Source organism: Abyssibacter profundi, assembly GCF_003151135.1.
GTDB classification, from domain to species: domain Bacteria; phylum Pseudomonadota; class Gammaproteobacteria; order Nevskiales; family OUC007; genus Abyssibacter; species Abyssibacter profundi.
The window spans coordinates 82,823-103,061 of record NZ_QEQK01000003.1 but is presented as its reverse complement, the minus strand read 5'-3'; the positions used below and the strand labels follow the sequence as shown (position 1 = coordinate 103,061).

The 20,239-nt window shown below is 62.4% G+C and carries 16 protein-coding genes and 1 CRISPR repeat array; of the genes, 10 read left to right on the top strand and 6 right to left on the bottom strand.

Annotation, left to right across the window (positions count from 1 at the left end):
- Positions 1–90 precede the first annotated feature (90 nt).
- The 10 genes from pepF to DEH80_RS03635 all read left to right on the top strand — a co-directional run bounded on the left by pepF (position 91) and on the right by DEH80_RS03635 (position 8,659).
- A complete protein-coding gene (gene pepF / locus DEH80_RS03680; protein WP_165831271.1) occupies positions 91–1,962 on the top strand; it encodes an oligoendopeptidase F in 1,872 nt (623 codons plus the stop codon).
- 4 nt (positions 1,963–1,966) lie between these two features.
- Entirely contained in the window at positions 1,967–2,488 is a 522-nt protein-coding gene (locus DEH80_RS03675; RefSeq protein ID WP_109719130.1) for a YIP1 family protein, read from the top strand.
- A gap of 92 nt (positions 2,489–2,580) precedes the next feature.
- Positions 2,581–3,180 carry an RNA polymerase sigma factor gene (locus tag DEH80_RS03670; RefSeq protein ID WP_165831270.1) on the top strand — a complete coding sequence of 200 codons (600 nt, stop codon included), beginning with the start codon at positions 2,581–2,583 and terminating at the stop codon, positions 3,178–3,180.
- Positions 3,153–3,671 carry a hypothetical protein gene (locus DEH80_RS03665; RefSeq protein ID WP_109719128.1) on the top strand — a complete coding sequence of 173 codons (519 nt, stop codon included), beginning with the start codon at positions 3,153–3,155 and terminating at the stop codon, positions 3,669–3,671. The genes DEH80_RS03670 and DEH80_RS03665 overlap by 28 nt, the downstream gene beginning before the upstream one ends.
- Positions 3,668–4,828 carry a PDZ domain-containing protein gene (locus DEH80_RS03660; protein ID WP_109719127.1) on the top strand — a complete coding sequence of 387 codons (1,161 nt, stop codon included), beginning with the start codon at positions 3,668–3,670 and terminating at the stop codon, positions 4,826–4,828. The genes DEH80_RS03665 and DEH80_RS03660 overlap by 4 nt, the downstream gene beginning before the upstream one ends.
- A gap of 125 nt (positions 4,829–4,953) precedes the next feature.
- The gene (thiS, locus tag DEH80_RS03655; protein ID WP_109719126.1) at positions 4,954–5,154 is read left to right on the top strand and encodes a sulfur carrier protein ThiS; all 201 of its coding nucleotides are present in this window, start codon (positions 4,954–4,956) and stop codon (positions 5,152–5,154) included.
- Positions 5,155–5,224: 70 nt separating this feature from the next.
- Complete coding sequence (locus tag DEH80_RS03650) at positions 5,225–6,028, top strand: thiazole synthase (protein ID WP_109719125.1); 804 nt, start codon at positions 5,225–5,227, stop codon at positions 6,026–6,028.
- Positions 6,025–6,738 carry a tRNA (guanosine(46)-N7)-methyltransferase TrmB gene (trmB, locus tag DEH80_RS03645; protein WP_109719124.1) on the top strand — a complete coding sequence of 238 codons (714 nt, stop codon included), beginning with the start codon at positions 6,025–6,027 and terminating at the stop codon, positions 6,736–6,738. Before DEH80_RS03650 ends, trmB begins: the two co-directional genes overlap by 4 nt.
- Positions 6,731–7,624 carry a phosphoribulokinase gene (locus DEH80_RS03640; protein WP_109719123.1) on the top strand — a complete coding sequence of 298 codons (894 nt, stop codon included), beginning with the start codon at positions 6,731–6,733 and terminating at the stop codon, positions 7,622–7,624. The genes trmB and DEH80_RS03640 overlap by 8 nt, the downstream gene beginning before the upstream one ends.
- 3 nt (positions 7,625–7,627) lie before the next feature.
- A complete protein-coding gene (locus tag DEH80_RS03635; RefSeq protein ID WP_109719122.1) occupies positions 7,628–8,659 on the top strand; it encodes an NADP(H)-dependent aldo-keto reductase in 1,032 nt (343 codons plus the stop codon).
- A 171-nt stretch (positions 8,660–8,830) separates the two neighbouring features.
- A CRISPR array of direct repeats spans positions 8,831–11,499; the repeat unit is 28 nt; unit sequence TTTCTGAGCTGCCTACGCGGCAGTGAAC.
- A 127-nt stretch (positions 11,500–11,626) separates the two neighbouring features.
- Here the strand turns inward: DEH80_RS03635 and cas6f are convergent.
- The 6 genes from cas6f to cas1f form a co-directional block, all read right to left on the bottom strand.
- Positions 11,627–12,196, bottom strand: coding sequence for a type I-F CRISPR-associated endoribonuclease Cas6/Csy4 (gene cas6f, locus DEH80_RS03630; protein ID WP_109719121.1), 570 nt, complete (start codon positions 12,194–12,196; stop codon positions 11,627–11,629).
- Positions 12,197–12,201: 5 nt separating this feature from the next.
- Positions 12,202–13,242, bottom strand: a complete 1,041-nt coding sequence (csy3, locus tag DEH80_RS03625; protein WP_109719120.1) for a type I-F CRISPR-associated protein Csy3 — start codon at positions 13,240–13,242, stop codon at positions 12,202–12,204.
- 24 nt (positions 13,243–13,266) lie between these two features.
- Entirely contained in the window at positions 13,267–14,241 is a 975-nt protein-coding gene (csy2, locus tag DEH80_RS03620) for a type I-F CRISPR-associated protein Csy2 (RefSeq protein WP_207774449.1), read from the bottom strand.
- Between the two features lie 26 nt (positions 14,242–14,267).
- Positions 14,268–15,593 carry a type I-F CRISPR-associated protein Csy1 gene (gene csy1, locus DEH80_RS03615; protein WP_109719119.1) on the bottom strand — a complete coding sequence of 442 codons (1,326 nt, stop codon included), beginning with the start codon at positions 15,591–15,593 and terminating at the stop codon, positions 14,268–14,270.
- Between the two features lie 115 nt (positions 15,594–15,708).
- The gene (cas3f, locus tag DEH80_RS03610) at positions 15,709–19,068 is read right to left on the bottom strand and encodes a type I-F CRISPR-associated helicase Cas3f (RefSeq protein ID WP_109719118.1); all 3,360 of its coding nucleotides are present in this window, start codon (positions 19,066–19,068) and stop codon (positions 15,709–15,711) included.
- Positions 19,065–20,180, bottom strand: coding sequence for a type I-F CRISPR-associated endonuclease Cas1f (cas1f, locus tag DEH80_RS03605; RefSeq protein WP_207774447.1), 1,116 nt, complete (start codon positions 20,178–20,180; stop codon positions 19,065–19,067). Before cas1f ends, cas3f begins: the two co-directional genes overlap by 4 nt.
- Between the last annotated feature and the right edge of the window lie 59 nt (positions 20,181–20,239).

Sequence of the window (20,239 nt, the reverse complement as noted above, 5' to 3'; positions counted from 1 at the left end):
TACAGTCAAATGGTGCGCGAGTTTACCACCGCCTTGACGCGCTGCCCGGCCCGAATCACAGTCACTGCAACCATTTCAAGGGGAGCGCTCATGCGCATGGGACTGCAGGCTGCCATCGCGGCCATCACCCTGTTCGGCGCGGTTTTGACCACGGCCAGCGCCGCGACCGACCCGACCAATGATCCGAATCGCTGGGATCTTCGCGATTTGTTCCGCGATGTCGCCGAGTGGAATACCGAACGTCGCAAGCTGGAGCGTTACTTCGACGCGCTCGCCGAATGCGAAGGCCGGCTGGGCAATCCCAAAGGATTGAACACCTGTCTGGAGCGCTACTACAGCGCCTTGCGCAGGCTTTACCGCGTGGGCGTCTATGCCAGCCTGCTGGCCGATCAGGACACCAGCCAGCCCATCCCGGCAGAAATGCGCCAGCAGGTACGACGCCTGTACACCCGCTTTGGCGAAGTCACCAGCTACATGGCGCCGGAGATCATCGCATTGGGCGGCGAGACCATTGCGGACTTCACGCAGCGCCTGCCCAAGCTGGAGCGCTACGACCGGCTGCTAGAGACGACCTTACGCCGGGCGCCCCACACCCTCGACCCGGCCCGGGAAGCGCTGCTGGCGTCCGCGGGCGCCATGGGCGGCTCCCCGGCCTCGATTTATCGCACCCTGGCCAATGCCAATATCCCGTGGCCCAACATCGAGTTATCCGACGGCCAGACCGTGCGTCTGTCGCAGGCGGGCTATGCCAAACACCGGGCGGCAGCCAACCGCGCCGACCGTGAGCGGGTCTTCGAAGCGTTTTGGGGCACCTGGAACGACTACGAGCAGACCATGGGTGAAACCTTCCACGCCCATCTGCAGCAGGCCAAGTTCTTCGCCGACGCCCGTGGTTACGACAGCACCCTGGCCGCCAGCCTGGGCGGGACTCACGTCCCCGAGGCGGTGTATCGCAACCTGGTCGATCAGGTGAACGCCAACCTGGCCGTGCTGCACCGGTATCTGAAACTGCGCGAGCGCATTCTCGGGCTGGAGCAGATTCGCTACTACGACATCTACCCACCGCTGGTCGAACTGGAGACGAACTACCCCATCGAAACGGCCCGTCCCTTAATCATCAAGGCCATGGCGCCGCTGGGTCCGGATTACGTCGCCAAGCTCACCCGCGGCCTCAACGCCCGCTGGATGGACCTGTACCCGCGCGAGGGCAAGGTTTCGGGCGCCTACATGTCGGGGTCGGCCTACGACGTGCACCCCTACGTGCTCATGAACTACAACGACGACTTCGATTCAGTGTCGACACTGGCGCATGAATGGGGCCATGCCGTGCACACCATGTTGTCCAGCGAGACCCAGCCGTTCGAGACCGCGCGCTACCCGATTTTCCTGGCCGAGATTGCCTCGACGGTCAACGAGGTGTTGCTCATCGACAACCGGATGCAGGCCGCCACCTCGGACGAAGAACGCCTGTTTTATCTCGGCTTTCTGCTGGAGCAGTGGCGCGGCACGTTTTTCCGGCAGGCCATGTTTGCAGAGTACGAACTCACCGTGCATGAGGCCTACGCAGAAGGCACCCCGCTGTCGGGGGCGCGGCTATCGGAGTTGTACGGCGACATCCTCAAGCGCTACCACGGTCACGACGAAGGGGTGCTGACCATCGATCCCGCGTTTCACATCGAGTGGGCCTACATTCCGCACTTTTATCGCAATTTCTACGTGTACCAATACGCCACATCCATCACCGCTGGCGCGGCATTTGCCGAGAAAATCCTGGCAGGCGATACCACGGCCCGAGACGGCTACCTGCAATTGCTGCGCGCCGGCGGCAGCGACGATCCACATGACCTGCTGGTCGCCGCCGGCGTCGACATGACCACCGCCGCGCCCTACGACGCGGTCTTCGGCAAGCTCAATGCGGTCATGGATCAGATCGAGACGATTCTCGACCGCCAGGAGGACTAACCCCATGAGCCAGACCTTTGTTCAGCGCATCGTCGGTGCCGCCCGGCTGGATGCGGCCACCTACGAGGAAGTCGAGGCCGACCGGAGCGCGACCGCACAGGCAGCCGCAGTCGTCGGCCTGGTTGCCGTGGCCTCCGGCCTGGGTCTGCTGGCGGCCGGCGGATTCATGTCACTGCTCATGGCCGCCGTGGGCGCGCTGCTCGGCTGGGTGGTCTGGGCCGTGGTGATTTACGTGGTGGGCGCCAAGTGGCTGCCCGAAGCCGGCACCCGTGCCGACGTGGGCCAGGTCATGCGCACGCTGGGCTTTGCCCAGGCGCCGGGCCTGCTACGCGTCTTCGGCTGGGTGCCGCTGGTCGGCGGCCTGGTGTATCTGGTCGCCACGTTGTGGACGATTGCCAGTACGGTCGTCGCGGTGCGCCAGGCGCTGGATTACGGCAGTACGGGCCGCGCCCTCGGGGTGACGATTCTCGGCTTTGCGGTGAACGCGCTGGTCTGGTGGCTGCTGCGGGGGCTCACCGGCCTGTAATCACGCCGTCCGGCCGCGGGCGCGAACCCAGCGGCGACGCGAAGACCCGGCTGACGCGCGACCCTTTCCACCGCCACCGCATCATGGGTGTTGTGAGTAGCCGATTCGACATTCCCGTTTCCGAACTAACCGTGGCCGCGCTTCGGCGGGGCGACCTGCGTGCCCAGGAAACGATTTACCGTGCCTTTGAACGCCCGGTGTTCGATCTGGCCAGCCGGATGGCGGGTTGTTCCCACCTGGCCGCCGACATCACCCAGGACACCTTCATCCGCGCCTTTGCCAAGGTGAAGACCTTCCGCGGTGAATCGCCGTTCTGGGGTTGGCTGCGCCAGATTGCAGTCCGGGAAACGCTGCAGGTGCTGCGCAAGCGCAAACGGTGGACGACGCTGATTCCAGAAGCCCACGAGGCCGATAGCGTCGCGCCCGATCAGGACGACACGCTACTGGAACAGGCACTGACACTGCTGCCGGACACCGCCCGGGCGGTGGTCTGGCTATATCACGTAGAAGGCTACACGCACCCAGAAATCGCCGAAATGATGGGCAAGACGCCCAGCTTTTCGAAATCCCAGTTATCCCGCGCCCACGCCAAGCTGCGCGGCATCCTGAATCCGGATGTCCTGCCCAGGCCCAGCGCACCCCCATCGCTACCGGAGACCGAGCCATGTCTGAAGCCTTTGAGCGCGAGCTGACCTCGCGGCTGCAGGCCTTGCCGGCCTGCTCGCCCCCATCGGATGGATGGGAACGCCTGCAACAACGTCAACGTCGACGCCGGTCGACACCTGCGCTGGCCATGGCCGCCACTGTCGCCGGCGTGGCCGTGCTGGTGGCCGCCCTATGGGGCGAGCCCGATGCCATTCCGACGCTGCGCACCTCGGCGCCTGAGACCACCGCGGTGGCTGCCTCCCCGAACCCGCTACCGACGTTGATCGCCCAGTCCCAGGCCCTGGAACAGCAGTGGCGGCAACGCAAGGTCGCCATGGGACAGACCCCTGACTCCACGCGCATCCAGCGCCTGGAAAAGGGGCTCGCCATGATCGATGTCCAACTCAATGCGGCGGCCCCGGGCTCGCCGGAAGAACTCGCGCTGTGGCGCAACCGTGTCCAACTGATGTCCGCCCTGGTGGCCAGCCCCCAGCAGGATCGCGGCCTTCGGACCGCTTCGTATGAGGTCCCCCTATGAAATCACTCACCCACTCCGTCGCCCGGGCCTTGCCCCGCCTGCGCACCGATTTACAGCCGCTAGGCTGGATGTTGCTAACGGCCTCGGCATTGCTGCTGGCCCAACCCGCACTCGCCGGTGACCGCGCCCATGACTTCGCCGAGGCCCGCGCTGAACTGGCCGAGCGTCAGGCCGAGCTGGCCGAACGCAAAGCCGAGATCCAGAGCCGCCGTAGCGAATCGGTGGAGCGCGAAATCAAGATGGCCGAACGTGCTCTGGAGCACGCCGAGAAAGAGTTACAGCTGGCCGCTGAGCGCCTGGCCGAGCTGTCTCTCAAGCACGAAGCCAATGCGCCACGGGCCTTCGCCTACCGCCTGCTCGGTGGTCGTAAGCGCGCCATGCTGGGCGTGACGGTCCGCCCGGCGGATGATCACTCGGGCGTGCACATCAACGGTGTGACGCCCGGTGGCCCGGCCGAGAAAGCCGGTCTGCATGCGGGCGACATCATCGTGGCCGCCAACGGCGAGGCCTTTGAGGGGAAAAAAGCGCTGAAGGCCCTGTCTGGATTCATGGAAGGACTCACGCCAGGCGATGAGGTTGATCTCACCGTGATCAGAGGGGGTCAACGCAAGCAGATTCGCGTCAAGACCGACGACATGTCCTGGCCCAGCGCCAAGATCGCGGCTGCCCCGCCTGCGCCCCCAGCACCGGGTGTGCACGTGTTCGCGGGCGACGCCGACAGTCATTGCGCCGGCCTGACCATGGACCTGCAAGACCTCGGCGAGGGCCGCCGGGTGATTCGTATCGACCCCCCGGCTCCGCCGAGCCCACCGGTTGCACCCAATGCCGAGGTGGCCACGCTGGGTGGTGCGCTGACCCTGGCGCAGCTCAACAAAGACCTGGGCAGCTATTTCGGCACGCCGACCGGCGTGCTGGTGGTGGCCGCAGACCAGGGCAGCCTGCTGGGCCTGGAAGCCGGCGACGTGATCCGGTCGGTTAACGGGCAGGCCGTCCAACGACCGCATGATGTGATCGACGCATTCCGGCAAACCCCACGGGGCGAACGACTCAAGCTGGCGGTGACCCGCCGGGGCGCCAGTCGCCAGTTGGCCTCGGCGCGGCCGGACGCCTTGCTCGACCGGATTCATGTCGAGTCCTACGCGTCGCAGCCGGACTAGCCACCGGCCCGACGGCTGGCTCCAGCCCCAAAGGCCCGGCTCTGCCGGGCCTTTTCTATGGCGCATCGCGGCATCCAACCTGGCCGGCTCGTGGGTTTCGCCGCCGGATTGGTAGAATCCGCGACATGAACATCCACGTGAACGGACAGCCCTACGACGCACCGGCGGATTGCACCCTGACCGCGCTGATCGAACGGTTGGGCCTGCAAGGCCAGCGCCTGGCGATCGAGGTCAACGGCGCGATCGTGACGCGCAGCGCCCACGCCTCGCATGCACTGACCCCCGGCGACCGGGTGGAAATCGTGCAAGCCATCGGCGGCGGCTGAACCGACACACCGTCTGCACAGAACCTGGCGGTTCTGACAGAGTACCCCTCCCCAACCTGACGACAATCGCATGGCATTCGGAACCGACGACAGCAGCGCTGACACCCTGACCATCGCGCATCGCAGCTACCAATCCCGCCTGCTGGTAGGCACGGGCAAGTACGCCTCGATGGAACAAACCGGCGAGGCGATTCGGGCGTCGGGCGCGGAGATCGTGACCGTTGCGATTCGCCGCACCAACATCGGGCAATCTGCCGACGAGCCCAATCTGCTGGATGTGATCCCGCCCAGCGAATTCACGCTGCTGCCCAATACGGCCGGTTGCTACACCGCCGAGGATGCCGTGCGCACCTGCCAGCTGGCCCGTGAACTGCTCGATGGCCACAAGCTGGTCAAACTGGAAGTGCTCGGTGATCCCAAGACGCTATTTCCGGATGTGCCCGCCACGCTGGAAGCCGCCAAGACGCTCATCGATGACGGTTTCGATGTAATGGTCTACACCTCGGACGACCCCATCGTCGCCAAGCGCCTGGAAGACATGGGCTGTGTCGCCGTCATGCCGCTGGCTGCGCCTATCGGTTCGGGCCTGGGCATTCAGAACCGCTACAACCTGCTGAGCATCATCGAAAACGCATCGGTCCCGATCCTGGTGGATGCCGGCGTGGGCACGGCGTCGGATGCATCGATCGCCATGGAGCTGGGCTGTGACGGCGTGCTGATGAACACGGCCATTGCCGAAGCCAAAGACCCGGTGATGATGGCGCGCGCCATGCGCCTGGGCATCGAGGCCGGCCGGCTGGCCTATCGAGCCGGGCGCATGCCCCGCCGGCGCTACGCCAGTGCCTCATCACCGCTGACCGACATGATCGAATGAGCACGCCAACCGACGCCTCGACCACCGAACATCCGCCGGCACACCACCGGCGGATTCGCAGTTTTGTGCGCCGCGAAGGCCGGCTCACCCCGGCTCAGTCGCGGGCCCTGGACGCGTTGCTGCCGCGGTACGGCGCAGCGGTCGCCGCGTTCGCGCAACCGACCTCGCTGTTCGAGCGCGTGGCCCCCATCACCATCGAAATCGGCTTTGGCGACGGCGACAACCTGCTCGCGGCCTGCCAGGCGCACCCCGAGCGCAACTACATCGGCTTTGAAGTCCACCGACCGGGTGTCGGCCGGTTGCTGGACCGAGCCGACAAGGCCGGCGTCACCAACCTGCGGGTTTGCAGCGAGGACGCGGCCGAAACACTGGCCGGCTCGGCAGCCGAGCCCTGGATCGACCAGGCCTTCGTGCTGTTCCCCGACCCCTGGCACAAGGCGCGGCATCACAAACGCCGTCTGATCCAGCCGGCGTTCCTGGACATGCTGGCCCAGCGGATGGCGCAGGGGGCGCAGCTGCGGCTGGCCACCGACTGGGCCGACTACGCCGAGCACATGGCCGAGGTCTGCGACGCGCACCCGGCCTTCGTCAACGCCCACGGGCCCGGCGGACAGATGCCGGAGGCCGGCGACCGCATCGAGACCAAGTTCGAGCGTCGCGGGCTGCGCCTGGGCCACACGATTGCCGACTTCGACTATCGGCGTGTCTGAACGACATCCCATCATCGCGGTCACCGGCTCGTCCGGCGCCGGCACCAGTACGGCCGGGCGGGCCTTCGCCCAGATTTTCGAGCGCCTGGGCATTCGCGCCGCACAAATCGAAGGCGATGCGTTTCATGCGTTCGACCGCGTGCAAATGCAGGCGGCCATACAGCGGGCCCGGATTCGTGGTGAGAACTTCAGCCACTTCGGGCCGGCCGCCAACCATTTCGACAAGCTGGAGGCCTTGTTCCAGCAATACGCCGAAGACGGCTCGGGCATGCGCCGTCGCTACCTGCACAGCGACGAGGAAGCGGCCGCCCTGGGGCAAGACCCGGGCACCTTCACCGATTGGGAGCAGCTGCCCGCCGACACCGACGTGCTGTTCTACGAGGGCCTGCACGGCGGCGTCATTACGCCACGCGTCAATGTCGCCCAGCACGTTGACCTGCTTATTGGCATGACGCCAACCATCAATCTGGAATGGATCCAGAAGATCGACCGCGACACCCGTGAGCGCGGGTACAAACCCGAGGATGTGGCCAAGACCATCCTGCGACGCATGCCCGACTATGTGAATTACGTGGTTCCGCAGTTCTCGCGCACGGATGTCAATTTCCAGCGCGTGCCCCTGGTCGACACGTCCAACCCCTTCCACACGATCCAGGTTCCCACCAACACCGAAAGCTTTGTGGTCGTGCATTTCGCGCGCGTCTACCGCGCGCCGCTGGACATCGACCACCTGGTCAACTCCATTCCCGGAGCCTTCATGTCCCGCGAGAACACCCTGGTCGTGCCCGGCACGCAGATGCAAACCGCCATGGAGCGAGTGCTCGAGCCCATGGTGCAACGCCTGATGAACCTGCGCGCCCAACACCTGAATCCGCAAGGAGCCTGATCCATGGAATACCGCCCGCTGGGCCGCACCGGCCTTGATGTCAGCGTCATCTGCCTGGGCACCATGACGTTTGGCGAACAGAACACCGAAGCCGAGGCCCACGCGCAGCTGGACTATGCGGTGGATCAGGGCGTGAACTTCATCGATGCGGCCGAAATGTACCCCGTGCCACCCCGGGCCGAGACCCAGGGCCGGACCGAGCAGTACATCGGCAGCTGGCTGGCCGGACGTGGGCGGCGAGACGACGTCATCCTGGCCACCAAGGTCACCGGCCCCGGACAAATGGACTGGATCCGCAGCGGGCCACGGCTCAGCACCGAGCAGGTCACCGCCGCCATCGACACCAGCCTGCAACGCCTGCAAACCGACTACATCGACCTGTACCAGGTGCACTGGCCAGAGCGACAGACCAACTACTTCGGCAAGCTGGGCTACACCGGCAGCGCGCACCTGGGCGTGCCGATAGAAGAAACACTGACCGCGCTAGACCGCGCTCGCCAGGCTGGCAAGATCCGCCATATCGGCATTTCCAACGAAACACCCTGGGGTGTCGCCGAATACCTGCGACTGGCCAATACCCAGGGGCTGCCCCGCGTTGCGTCCATCCAGAACCCCTTCAACCTGCTCAACCGGACCTTCGAGATCGGCCTGGCCGAATTCGCAGAACGCGAAGCCGTGGGCCTGCTGGCCTACTCCCCGCTGGCCTTCGGCACGCTCAGCGGCAAGTACCTCGACAATGCCCAACCCGCCCGTGCACGCCTGACACTCTACGAACGCTTCAAGCGCTACACCGGCGACATCGCCGAACGCAGCATCGGCCGCTACGTACACCTGGCACGCGAACACGGCCTGGACCCCGCACAAATGGCCCTGGCCTGGGTCAACAGCCGCCCGTTTCTCACCAGCAACATCATCGGCGCCACCACCATGGACCAACTGCGCAGCAACATCGCCAGCGCCGACCTCAAACTCCCCCCAGCCGTGCGCGAGCAAATCGAAGCGATACACGCATCGCAGCCGAACCCCTGCCCTTAAGGGGACGGCGGGAATCTTGCGCCGGAAGCGCGACCGAGGAATCGCCCTGCGCTCGCACGCCTAGTAGCTAAAATGAAGCTGGAGCGTTTCAGCTCCGGAAACTCGCACGTAGCCGGGGTCTGTCCCTCATTGCGTTAACCTCCGCTGCTGGGCTGCTCGATCTCGGTATATTTTCTGAGCTGCCTACGCGGCAGTGAACGACGACCGCGCCCTTGTCGTCGCGGCGATATATTTCTGAGCTGCCTACGCGGCAGTGAACTTTTCCGTCATCTGCCGGCCCTTGTGCGGGTCTTTCTGAGCTGCCTACGCGGCAGTGAACGAAGAGTTCCGCCACCTTTCCACGCGAGCTATTTTCTGAGCTGCCTACGCGGCAGTGAACGGTAACGCTGGATAGCGGTGAAGTCCTCATCCTTTCTGAGCTGCCTACGCGGCAGTGAACTCACAGGCCTGATGGCCCTGCTCGCATTCCTTTTTCTGAGCTGCCTACGCGGCAGTGAACGAGATGGCGGCGACGGCGGAGACGGCGGCACATTTCTGAGCTGCCTACGCGGCAGTGAACCAACTGGAGGCTGGCATCGGCTGCGAGGAAGTTTTCTGAGCTGCCTACGCGGCAGTGAACGGTCCCCAGCGGGCGGGAGCGAATCAGGACGATTTCTGAGCTGCCTACGCGGCAGTGAACTGACACACTGGTCGGGTGGCGGCTCCGTGGCTTTTCTGAGCTGCCTACGCGGCAGTGAACCGATACGAAGGGCTGGACGCCGCACATGCTCATTTCTGAGCTGCCTACGCGGCAGTGAACACGTTACGTGCCTCCTGGATCATCCGGCGCAATTTCTGAGCTGCCTACGCGGCAGTGAACTGGATGGACGAGGACGGCTCCGGCATCCGCATTTTCTGAGCTGCCTACGCGGCAGTGAACACGGATTCACGATTCGGCCAGCCCACCTGATATTTCTGAGCTGCCTACGCGGCAGTGAACTGGTGCCGCCTGGAGATGCCGCACGATCGGGATTTCTGAGCTGCCTACGCGGCAGTGAACTTGCGCAAGATCAGCGAGGTGTTCGTGTGGCTTTTCTGAGCTGCCTACGCGGCAGTGAACCAACATTGCCGGCGTGTGCAACTACGATTCCTTTTCTGAGCTGCCTACGCGGCAGTGAACGGCACCCCACCCCCGCTGTCGATGATGTCGTATTTCTGAGCTGCCTACGCGGCAGTGAACGGCAGTTGGTGACCGACACCCTGCCGGTGGTGTTTCTGAGCTGCCTACGCGGCAGTGAACATCATCCCCGGCCACCTCACGGGCTCGGCACTTTTCTGAGCTGCCTACGCGGCAGTGAACGCGGTACCGTGCGTGAGGCCGCAGCGCGGCAGTTTCTGAGCTGCCTACGCGGCAGTGAACCCAGGGTCCGAAAGCCGACGCCAAATGCAAATTTTCTGAGCTGCCTACGCGGCAGTGAACATTCTGGCCGTTGGCGCATTGGCCGCCTTTGTTTTCTGAGCTGCCTACGCGGCAGTGAACACAAGTGGGACGGCCTGATCGGCAACTGCGGTTTTCTGAGCTGCCTACGCGGCAGTGAACAGCGGCGGGTTGACGGGTCCGGTGCAGCGCCTTTTCTGAGCTGCCTACGCGGCAGTGAACGCTACAGCCGCACGTACATCGCCACACGTCACTTTCTGACCTGCCTACGCGGCAGTGAACGAGGCCAGCGAGCTACGTGCTGCAGGCGAGCATTTCTGAGCTGCCTACGCGGCAGTGAACCAAGTGGTGGAGAAGATTAGTGGGTGGACGCTTTTCTGAGCTGCCTACGCGGCAGTGAACGTCGCACCAATCGGTGCTCTTCTTGTCGGTCTTTTCTGAGCTGCCTACGCGGCAGTGAACCTGATTCTCATTGTCGAGCGCAGCCGCGATCTTTTCTGAGCTGCCTACGCGGCAGTGAACCGTATCCCGCAGTCGCTGTCGTTCGAGTCGATTTTCTGAGCTGCCTACGCGGCAGTGAACCAGCAGGGCCGCCGCTGCGTCGTTGCGTCGATTTTCTGAGCTGCCTACGCGGCAGTGAACACGACGACGGCAACGCCACCATCTACATCAACTTTCTGAGCTGCCTACGCGGCAGTGAACTTCATCGACTACTGGAAATCGCTTCACCGAGATTTCTGAGCTGCCTACGCGGCAGTGAACTCCGTCGTGTGGCTCAACCAGCGCGGCGAGGTTTTCTGAGCTGCCTACGCGGCAGTGAACGCCAGGCTGGATCACCTCGTTCAGCGTGTTCTTTTCTGAGCTGCCTACGCGGCAGTGAACAGCACTGTCGCTGATGGCAGCGATGAACGCGTTTTCTGAGCTGCCTACGCGGCAGTGAACCTGGTGCTTCTTCGTTGGCCTGCTTGCTCTTTTTTCTGAGCTGCCTACGCGGCAGTGAACCCCTCGGTCTTGTACTTGCCGGCGCTGATCATTTTCTGAGCTGCCTACGCGGCAGTGAACAGACACGGCCCGCAGCGCCGGCATGGCCCCATTTTCTGAGCTGCCTACGCGGCAGTGAACGTGCCAGCCGTGGGTGAATGCCGCCTGCAGCGTTTTCTGAGCTGCCTACGCGGCAGTGAACTTTCAATGCCTCGTTGTAGAGTTTTCTTCCGATTTCTGAGCTGCCTACGCGGCAGTGAACGAGAAAAGCAGCCAGGAGTGAAAGGACCAGAATTTCTGAGCTGCCTACGCGGCAGTGAACGCGATGGTCAAGCCGTACCTGACGATCAGTCATTTCTGAGCTGCCTACGCGGCAGTGAACGCTTCGCCCTGGGCGCTGCGGCGGATGGCGTTTTTCTGAGCTGCCTACGCGGCAGTGAACTAGCCTAGAATTCACATAGATCAATGATTCTAATAGCAATAAAGAAAATAGGCGCTCGGGACCAATCCCGAACGCCACATTTAAACCTTTGATTTTATTGAAATAAAAATCGACCCGACAAAAAGGGTCAGTCAAACAGCGGTAGAGTTGCCGTCTTGCTAATGCCAAAGGTGTTGAATTCGCCATCCACTCTTTCCGGAGCCGGCATCTGTTGGATAAATAGTCGGTATACCTGTCCTGTGCTTGTACTCCTTAACGAGAGAAATGGCAGCGCAAGACGCTCGGCTGCTACATTCGGAATCCGTTGCTCTGCTTCCTCCACGGAGCAGCCGGTCCGAGTGATCAGTCGACGACGAAGGCGGCGAAGGTCGCTTCCCCCCAAAGGCTGCACACGGCGTACCTGCATGTAACTGCAATCATCCGGAACACGCTGCACACCCGAACTTTCGACATGATCTCGAACACTCCTAAACCAACTTTCCTGTAGGAACGGATGCAGCACCGAGCCTGCGCCGTGCAGCCTGAGTATGCTGCCCATTCCCTTCGCCTTAGCGCCCGCCTCAGGAAATGTCACACCGATCTGCGGGTTGTTCAGATCAACGAGCGCACGGTGCAACTTGGCGAACAAGGCATTCATCAAGTGGTGAACCGAAAATTCTGGATCAGGCAGCAGCCTAAACTCAGCATATTGCTCCATCGGGATTAGCCTGCATCGCCAAAGACGCCACCGCGAACTAACACGGCGACTACAAAGTGCTGATTGTTCGTATCTGGCGCTTCATCTTTGAGCAGCCAGCGATCCAACAGTGAGTAGAAATCCTGCTTCTGCTTGGGCTGGCGATAGGCCTTGCCCTGCGTGGTAACCGACCCATACGGCTCAACCGCAATCGCACCTAGTTCAGCGGCATCTGGATACCAAGTATCAATCGTTCGAATCGCGTTGCCGATCTTTTGCGAATGAATCGCGGCGACGGCCTTGTCACCCTCACCCACTGCGTACAAGGTTTTGCTCTTGTCTCCACGACCACGGTCGAGAATCAGCTCTTGGGATGGGAATACTTCCTGCCCGGCACCCATTCGGACGTACGCGGTCACCTGCAAAAGCACATGGGCCTTGCTGGCAAGACCAGCTTCGATCAGCGCTGCCAGCTCGGAAACTTGTCCGGCTTCCGCCTGGGGAGCTTTCAGTTGTCGCAACTCGTGCTCAAGTGCGTCGAACACCCATTGCTTCTCGGCGCTGCCTTGCTGGAGGTGGGCGACATGCACTTCAACCTGCTCGGCGCCGACACGGTTGCGCCACAGGAAGCGGCCGTTTGCGAGATTGGCAGCGTAACGCTCAGCGAGCTCGACAAACCCATGGTCCTGGACATAGCCGGCGACGGTCTCAACTAGCTTTGCGCGATAGCCGGCGTTGTTGCAGGCCGACGGCTGGCCCGTGCCACCCAGAACTCGCAGCGTGAATTGCACTTTCAGCGTGTCGCAGTCCGACGGTAAGGCGGCCACATCAACCGTTTGCAGATTCGGACTTTCAATCGCCGCATCCAGCTTGGCCGGATCCTGGTCTTTGGCCTTGAGTCGATTGGAAATCGTTCCTCGGACCGACTTTTCGCGAATCTTGACGGGCTGCCAATTGGCGGGCTGTCCACGCTTGGCCCAGTCACCGGCGAACAACAAGGCGTCGGACGGATCAAGCTTGCGTTCAAACGCCAAAACGGACGCGGTTTTCAGATTTTGTGTGGTCATGCGGTACTCCTCGAATCAATGTGATTAGTCGAACGACGCCTCGAAGAGGTCGAATTCAGGCGTGGGTAGAAAATCGTTGCGGCAGCGATACAGGCCGTTGTCCGGCTGGCTGTCGGCGTACCACAGCATCTGCTGTGGATCATGCAGACGGTGCGGGCTGATCCACTGCCCCACCGAATAGAGACTTTCGACGAAGCGAAACGGCGTGCTTGCATCACGTGCATTCGCCACCGCCCCAGCGGGATACACATCTCCCAGCGCGCCATAGCCAACGGGAATCGGCACGATCCAGCCCAAGCCGTCTCGATCATGCTTCCACGCATCACGGCGCGCTTGCGCGGTGTCCTTTTCCGGTGTCTCGTAGCGCCAGTTGATGCGGCACAGTGATAGCCACGCATCCAGTCTGGTGGCTTCGGCGTCGTCCTCGTGCAACTCAGCCAATCGCGTGTCGATCAACTCGTCTCGCGACACCAGCGTGAAGCCGGGTAACCAGCGCATCCGCAGCTTGCGGAAAGACTCCCAGCGCTTTTCGCCGTGCATCGGCTCGGAATACGGCTGATAGCGATGCCAGGTTGGGTTTTCCGGCGGCATGATCGTGCCGCCGGCCACACGCATCTGGCTCACCAGTTCGGCCACTGTCCCGGTATCCGCTTGCCGCGCATCCGGATCACGCAGCCATCGTTCGCTCTCAACTGCGAAGACCAGGCTCAACTCCAGATGAATACGACCTTCCTCGACAATCGCGGCGGTCTTTCCATGTTTGTCGATAGGGTTGCGCGTCAGGCGAAACGATTTGACGAACCAGTCGTCACTCACCTGTTCCTGATGGTCGTGACACACCACGCCGACCGCGCGAAATGTCAGGTCCAGGCCCGCAGCCCGGCACCGGCGTTCCAGTGCCCACATCAGGCCCAGAAAAGCCGTCATGGACGGAAAGCCGTGTGTCAGCGGGCTGGATACGGCGTTGGCGTTCTGCACTCTCAGGTGTGGTAGCACCATCAAGTAATCGAAGGATGGGCAAGCGCTCATGCCGATGCCCTCGCCTGCATGGGCACAGGCCATTGCGCCTCAATGACTGCCTGCCTCGCCCAATGATGGTATTCGGCATCCCCAACCCCGGACAGTCCGGCATCACGCAGACGCGCATTGATCCAGTTGGCGAAACGACCAGCCACCTCGTCACGCCAATCGCCCTGGTGATAGTCGTCGATGAATGCCTGGTCGATCTCGGCATGGTCTTCACGAAGTGGAAGTTCCACCCTGTCTGAATCCAGCCATAGCTGCTCACAGCGCGGGAGCCGGCAGGCAGGGTCACGTGTCCAGCCGGGTGCCAACCCCGCCCGGATGGATGCAGCGAACACCGGCAGTTCCTGACTCAACGCCTGCTCGATGGCCTCCCGCCTGTTCCGCGTGGCTTCATTATTCGGAGGGTCCTTCAGGAGAAAATCTGTGAGAACTCGAATCAGGTGGCGCACACTGCCGAGCTGCCCAATGCGATCCAATACAGAATCGGTGTTCAGTAGTCTCGGGCTTGTTTCCTTGTGCCAGCGTGGTGGAACGGACGCCAACAGATAGTTCACACCGCCGCGTTCGCTGTTCAGTTGGGAGATGTTCTGTGGCTTGGTGCCGCCCAGCTTGCGTGCAACCACACCGCGATAATCACGGTACGGCCCGTCAGAAGCTGTTTTCTCGCGATGCGCCTTACGCGCGACCTTGTTCTGCTCACCGAAGCGCGCGTCGTTGATATCGGCATGGATGGCGTGCATCAGGCTGCTGGAGAACAGCGGCTGCAACAACTGGTAGTGACCGTCATCGGCGGGGGCATCGCCGACACACCAGTAAACCTGCTTGGCCAGTGCATGAGACTTCGGTTGCACTGCAGTCCGCAGCAGCCCACCGAATGCCTCCATCCACTCGGCAGCCGTTTCGGCGTCCGGACTCAGCGCTCGCTGCAAATCGACGTCTTTCTCCAGCACCCAGTCGAACAGCCGACGCCCATCGACCTCCATCTTCAGGAATTTGAAAACATCCAGAGCGGCCGCGTTGCCCACGATGTCCTCGGCGAAATCGGCCGCGAGGGTGTGAGAGCCAATCTCGGAATGGGAAGGTAGCGACTGAGGAGCAGCATGCAAACTGCTGCCACGTGCATCGGGATGCGTCGCCTTGAGCACATGGGTAACCGCCTGAATCTGGCTGACGCGGCGGGCGGCATCCGCCAGCCAAGTGGCGTACTCATATTTCGCCGCCTTGTCGGCGTCGTCGTCGCCTTTCAGCTTGGCGTCACGACGCTCATGAATGAACGTCGTGATGGCCTCCCTGAAGACCCGCACTCGATCATTTTCTTCTCGCATTCCAGCCTCCGCCTTTCTCAATCAAATTCGATCTTGAGCGATACCAGTTCGTGAATTCGCTTGCTGTCTCTAAAGATGGGCTCTGCGACCAAAATCGCGTTCACGCCTCTGGGATCTAGCACGCGGTCAAACCTAGACAGGGGTGATAACGCCACCCCTGGTCACTTTTCGGTGCACGAACCGTCGCCAGCTTCTCTGCACATCGATGCAGCGACATGTCGAGGTGGTCCGACTGCGCAACCAACAATCCAAGCAAGTCGTGGTCTCCCCAGTTGCTGATGCCTGGACCAAGCGCCACGTCCACGTCATGCCGGAGGCTTTGGTCGACTTCCACGTAAAGCGTCCGACCACGACGGCCACCCTCTTCTTCCACCCGGTGAAGCAGCAGCCGCTCTTCCTCGTCATCCGGGAGAAACGCCAACATGACGCCTGGCTGGGCGTCGTCCCGAAACCGTTGCGTCTGTTGAAGCATTCCAGTCAGCGCGGCCTGCGGGTGCAGCCAGGCGGTTGCGGCGTTTGGTTTTGGTGTTGAACCTCCGCGCGCGGTCTGCGCGCTTGCACTCTTTTGTGGAGGCAGCATGCGGTCCTGCATACGCGCGTGTTCCAGGTCGACCAACCGGTGTTTGGGTTTCAGCTCGGCCAGTGGCCTGGAACAGACGCGCGGCAAGGCACTGATCGCGGTGTATTCCTCAGGCGCCATCAGTTTGCTCAGGTGATGCGACAGCAACCGAAACGGATGCACGACCGGTTCGCGCCAATGCTCGAAGCCGGGGCGGAGGAAAATCGGCCCTGGTTGTCCGTCCGGCCCCCGCCCACCTTTGAAATGACGCAGGTTGGTGTCGAAGATCAGCAGGTTGGGTTTGTCACCGCGCTTTCGCCGATGTCGCTGTACTCGTCCCGCCAACTGGATCAACGCCCGCATTGACGACGGTTCGGCGACAGCCCAGTCCGCATCCCAATCCCGGCCGACCTCACAGACCGGTGACGCCAGCGCAACAAACACGTGGTGTTGTTCCAGGTGCGTATCGATCGCCTGGCGAATCTCCGGCAACGCGAAGACCGACTCCGGCTGACGCCGATTGAAAGCTTGGTCAAGCTGATGCTCGATCGCCGAGCGTTGCACCTGCGGAAATCGTGCGTGGTACACGCACAGGTGTATGCGCACATTGTCCAGCCCGCCAAGTTCAAACAAGGCCTGCGCAACACCGACCAGGGGCTCGATGTTAGCCATACGCACGATGCCGAAACTGACGTGCTTGCCGCTATGTGGGCACACTTCGGCGTGGTCTTGATGCAGACGAACGCAGGCGTCGCGTAGCGGCTCGGCAAACTCGGCGTACCGCTGTTCGTCGGGCGCTCTCATCGCGATGTTCAGTGGCAACAATGCGCCACGCTGCAGGGGCTCGGCGGCCGTCAGAGCTTTCACCCGCCGCTGCACGAAGGTCGCGTGCTGTTCGGTGAACCTCTCGGCGTCGGGGCAGTGCTCGCGCTGCACTCCGAATTCATCTACCCACAAGCAGGCGATCTGAATCTCTCGGTTGGTCTGACCACCGTCGACACCGCGATTGTCTCGGTAGTGAAGGCGGCCGGCGCGATACGCCATGAACATCCCTTCCACCAGCGCAGGCGGCAACGTGGCGGAGGACAACACCACCCGCGTGCCCAACAGGCCGGCCCAGTGGACCAGCCGCGTCAGTGCGGGAAGATCGTCCAGGGCGTAGTCATCCAGCTCATCGAGTACCAGGTCGCTGCTCATCAGCCGCAGCATTGGTGCGATCTGGCGGCCGGCGCGCAGCGATTCGGTAACGGGGGCGATGTGATCGACGGTGCATACGAGCACCGGGGCCGAGATCAGCTTTCGGATACTGGCGTCCTGCATCGCACGTGAGAGCAGCGGATGATCGGCGGTATTGCCCTCGAACAGGACGTGACTGTCTTCCTCAATGAGCGCCTGTGCGGACGCCGATCCCTGATCCTCGGCCTGACGTTCGTAGTACTCGAACAGCGACCGACTGCCCGAGCCGCCGACCAGGATTGCCAACTCGTCCTCACCCAGACGCAGATCCTCGCGATAGCTGCGCCCGGTTTGTAGGGTCAAGGTGCGCAGTCCCAGCGCGTAGGTGGCCCGCAGACCCTGGTGGGGATCGGCCAACGCGTTGAGCATTCGCAGGTTGGCCAGGGTCTTGCCGCAACCCGTGGACGCCATGTTCACGATGAACGCGCCGTGTTCCGCCGACACCTCTCGCAATGAGACCGCGGCATCGGTCGCCTTGTCCTGCCAGGCGAACTTTCCCGCGCCACTGCGCTTGCGCAGGCCGCGATGTCGCGCCAGACGTGGCAAGTCCTGCTCGAAACCCGGCAGCGCATGGGCGATCTGGCCGGCGTCTCGCGCCACGCCCAGCAGGTGCTCGTCCAGTGCTTGCTTAAGCGACCCGCCCGCTCCCGTATTGGCATACAGGGATGAGTCCCCGTCTCCCGCGACACGCTGCGACGCATCTTCCGGAAGAGACGAATAGTGGTGATCCGCCAGCATCAGGCTGAGGCGAGCGAGGTGCATTACGTAGGGGTTTTCCAGCCACTGCGCTGATCGCTGATCGCACAGCTTCAACAGCTGCCGCGCGAGCCGTGCAGCCTTGGCGCGCCATTTCGGCCGGACCACTGGCAACTGGTCCGCCATAGTCCAGTACTTACGAACATGCTCGGAATCGACGGACTGCTTGCGTTCGTTCCATTCGTGATCCACGAGCGACAGTGGCTGTTCCAGCCAGCGCACATTGAAATCCGAGCGCTTGTCTTCCGGGATCGTCGGGAGGCGATGATGAGTGACGACCAGCCAGGCGACGGCGGCAGCCAGCGGAGGCAGTTGATTGAATGGTCGGACAACACCTTCGTCCAGCCCGTCCCGTTGAAACCGATCCGCCGCGATCCAAAGCGCCTCATCGTCGCTGCCCGCATGCGCCAAACGGCGCAGCCACGAAACATCGTCACAATCACCGACGAACGCCTGAAACAAGCGTAGCGACACCCACTCGTGGCGATAGAGGTTGCGTTCCTGCAACTCGCCACGAAGGCGCTGTTGAAAGGCGATGCTGGCCTTTCCCAGATCGTGCAGGAGCCCGGCGAGCTGAGCCAGCAGACGAATGTCCTGCGCCGTGTGCCAATCGTTCTCGCGGGCACGGCGGAGCACATCACGCTGAGTCGTGTTGGTCGGGACCGCGCCCTCGGCATTGAACCGCGCAGCATTGCCGACAATCCAGAGCAGTTCGCTGTGGTCGCGTCCCCGTATCCAGTGACAAGCCACCGCGGTGTTCTTGCGTGCCGTCTTACGCAGCAACCGCCTTAGCGTATCCAGTCCGGCCTGTGTGATCGGCGTCTGCCACGTGCGATCACCACGGCGCTCGGCAAACTGATCGAGGATGCGGCGAGTTTCCGTCAACGCACGTTTTTCACATTGCGAAACCAGCAGCACATTCATGTCGCACCGCCCGCTTCCATCGCGACTCGCTTGAGCGTGTCGATCATGAAATCCAGCGACCCGGTCTGTGTGAGCGATTCTATACAGGCTTGGCGAAACGCCTGCTCTTCATCGCCCCGTACCGCGGACACAAACGCCTGCGGCAGGATGACGGCATCCTTGATCAGGTCCGCGACGTCGAACACCAATCCGCCACGCCGTGTCTTGCCGTGCAATACAGCCAGACCATGTGGAAGACCAAGCACCCAGGTCGCGGTTGCTGCAAGCCCGTAAGCGAGATAATTGCCGTGATCCAGAAATCGATTGGCGGGGTCCACGCCGCCGCCTCGCTTGGCACGAGTGAATACACCGTAGCCGGATGCCCGTGCGGCGGTCTTGAACAGGTCCTTGGTCAGCCGGGCTTCGGCGGTGAGCAGCGCCTGGGTATCGGGTGCGGATGAAACTTCGGAGTCCGCGCGGCGCAAGAGGCTGTCAAGCTGTTCGCCGGATACCGCAAACCCGGCGTCACGTAAGGCGCGGCTACTCAGCCAGTGGTCCGCGATTCGCTTCAGCCGCGCCCGCTGAAATCTCCGCGCGGCATCGAGCCTACCTGCCTCCTCAAACCAGAACCCAACCCATGCCTGGAGGTATTCGGTAGGGCGATATTCACTCTGCGGCGATAACCAGGCGACTTCGACATCAACCTCGTTGGCACTAAATAACGGCGTGCCTCCGCCCCCACAGAAACCGACCAGCACACCGGCCTTGGCCAGCTCACGCATTGCGGCCTGAGTGATCGACGTACCAGTCCCCAACAAGACCGTCGTCGTATTCGCGATCGGGATATTCCAGTATTGGGATTCACGCCCTGCCTCGGTGACGTACTCCACCCGACCACCATTTACGAGTACCCGGCAACGTTCCAGGTAGTAAATGTTCGCCCGCTTGGAGTGCAAGATGCTCTTGAGAGACGATGGCGTGAACTCGTCCATTAGATGACCGAGAAGTATCCGACGTTCACGACAAGCCCGCGGAGAGCGCGGCCAGCCATATGAGATCGCGCAGGACTCTGCCCAGTTTCCGCCACGCTTGTTCCTGCCGCTCAATCTCACGGCGAAGTGCTTGTCGCTCACGCCACGACAGTCCTCGCGCATCAATCACTTCGATCTCCGCATCCTCGTCACCCTGGTAA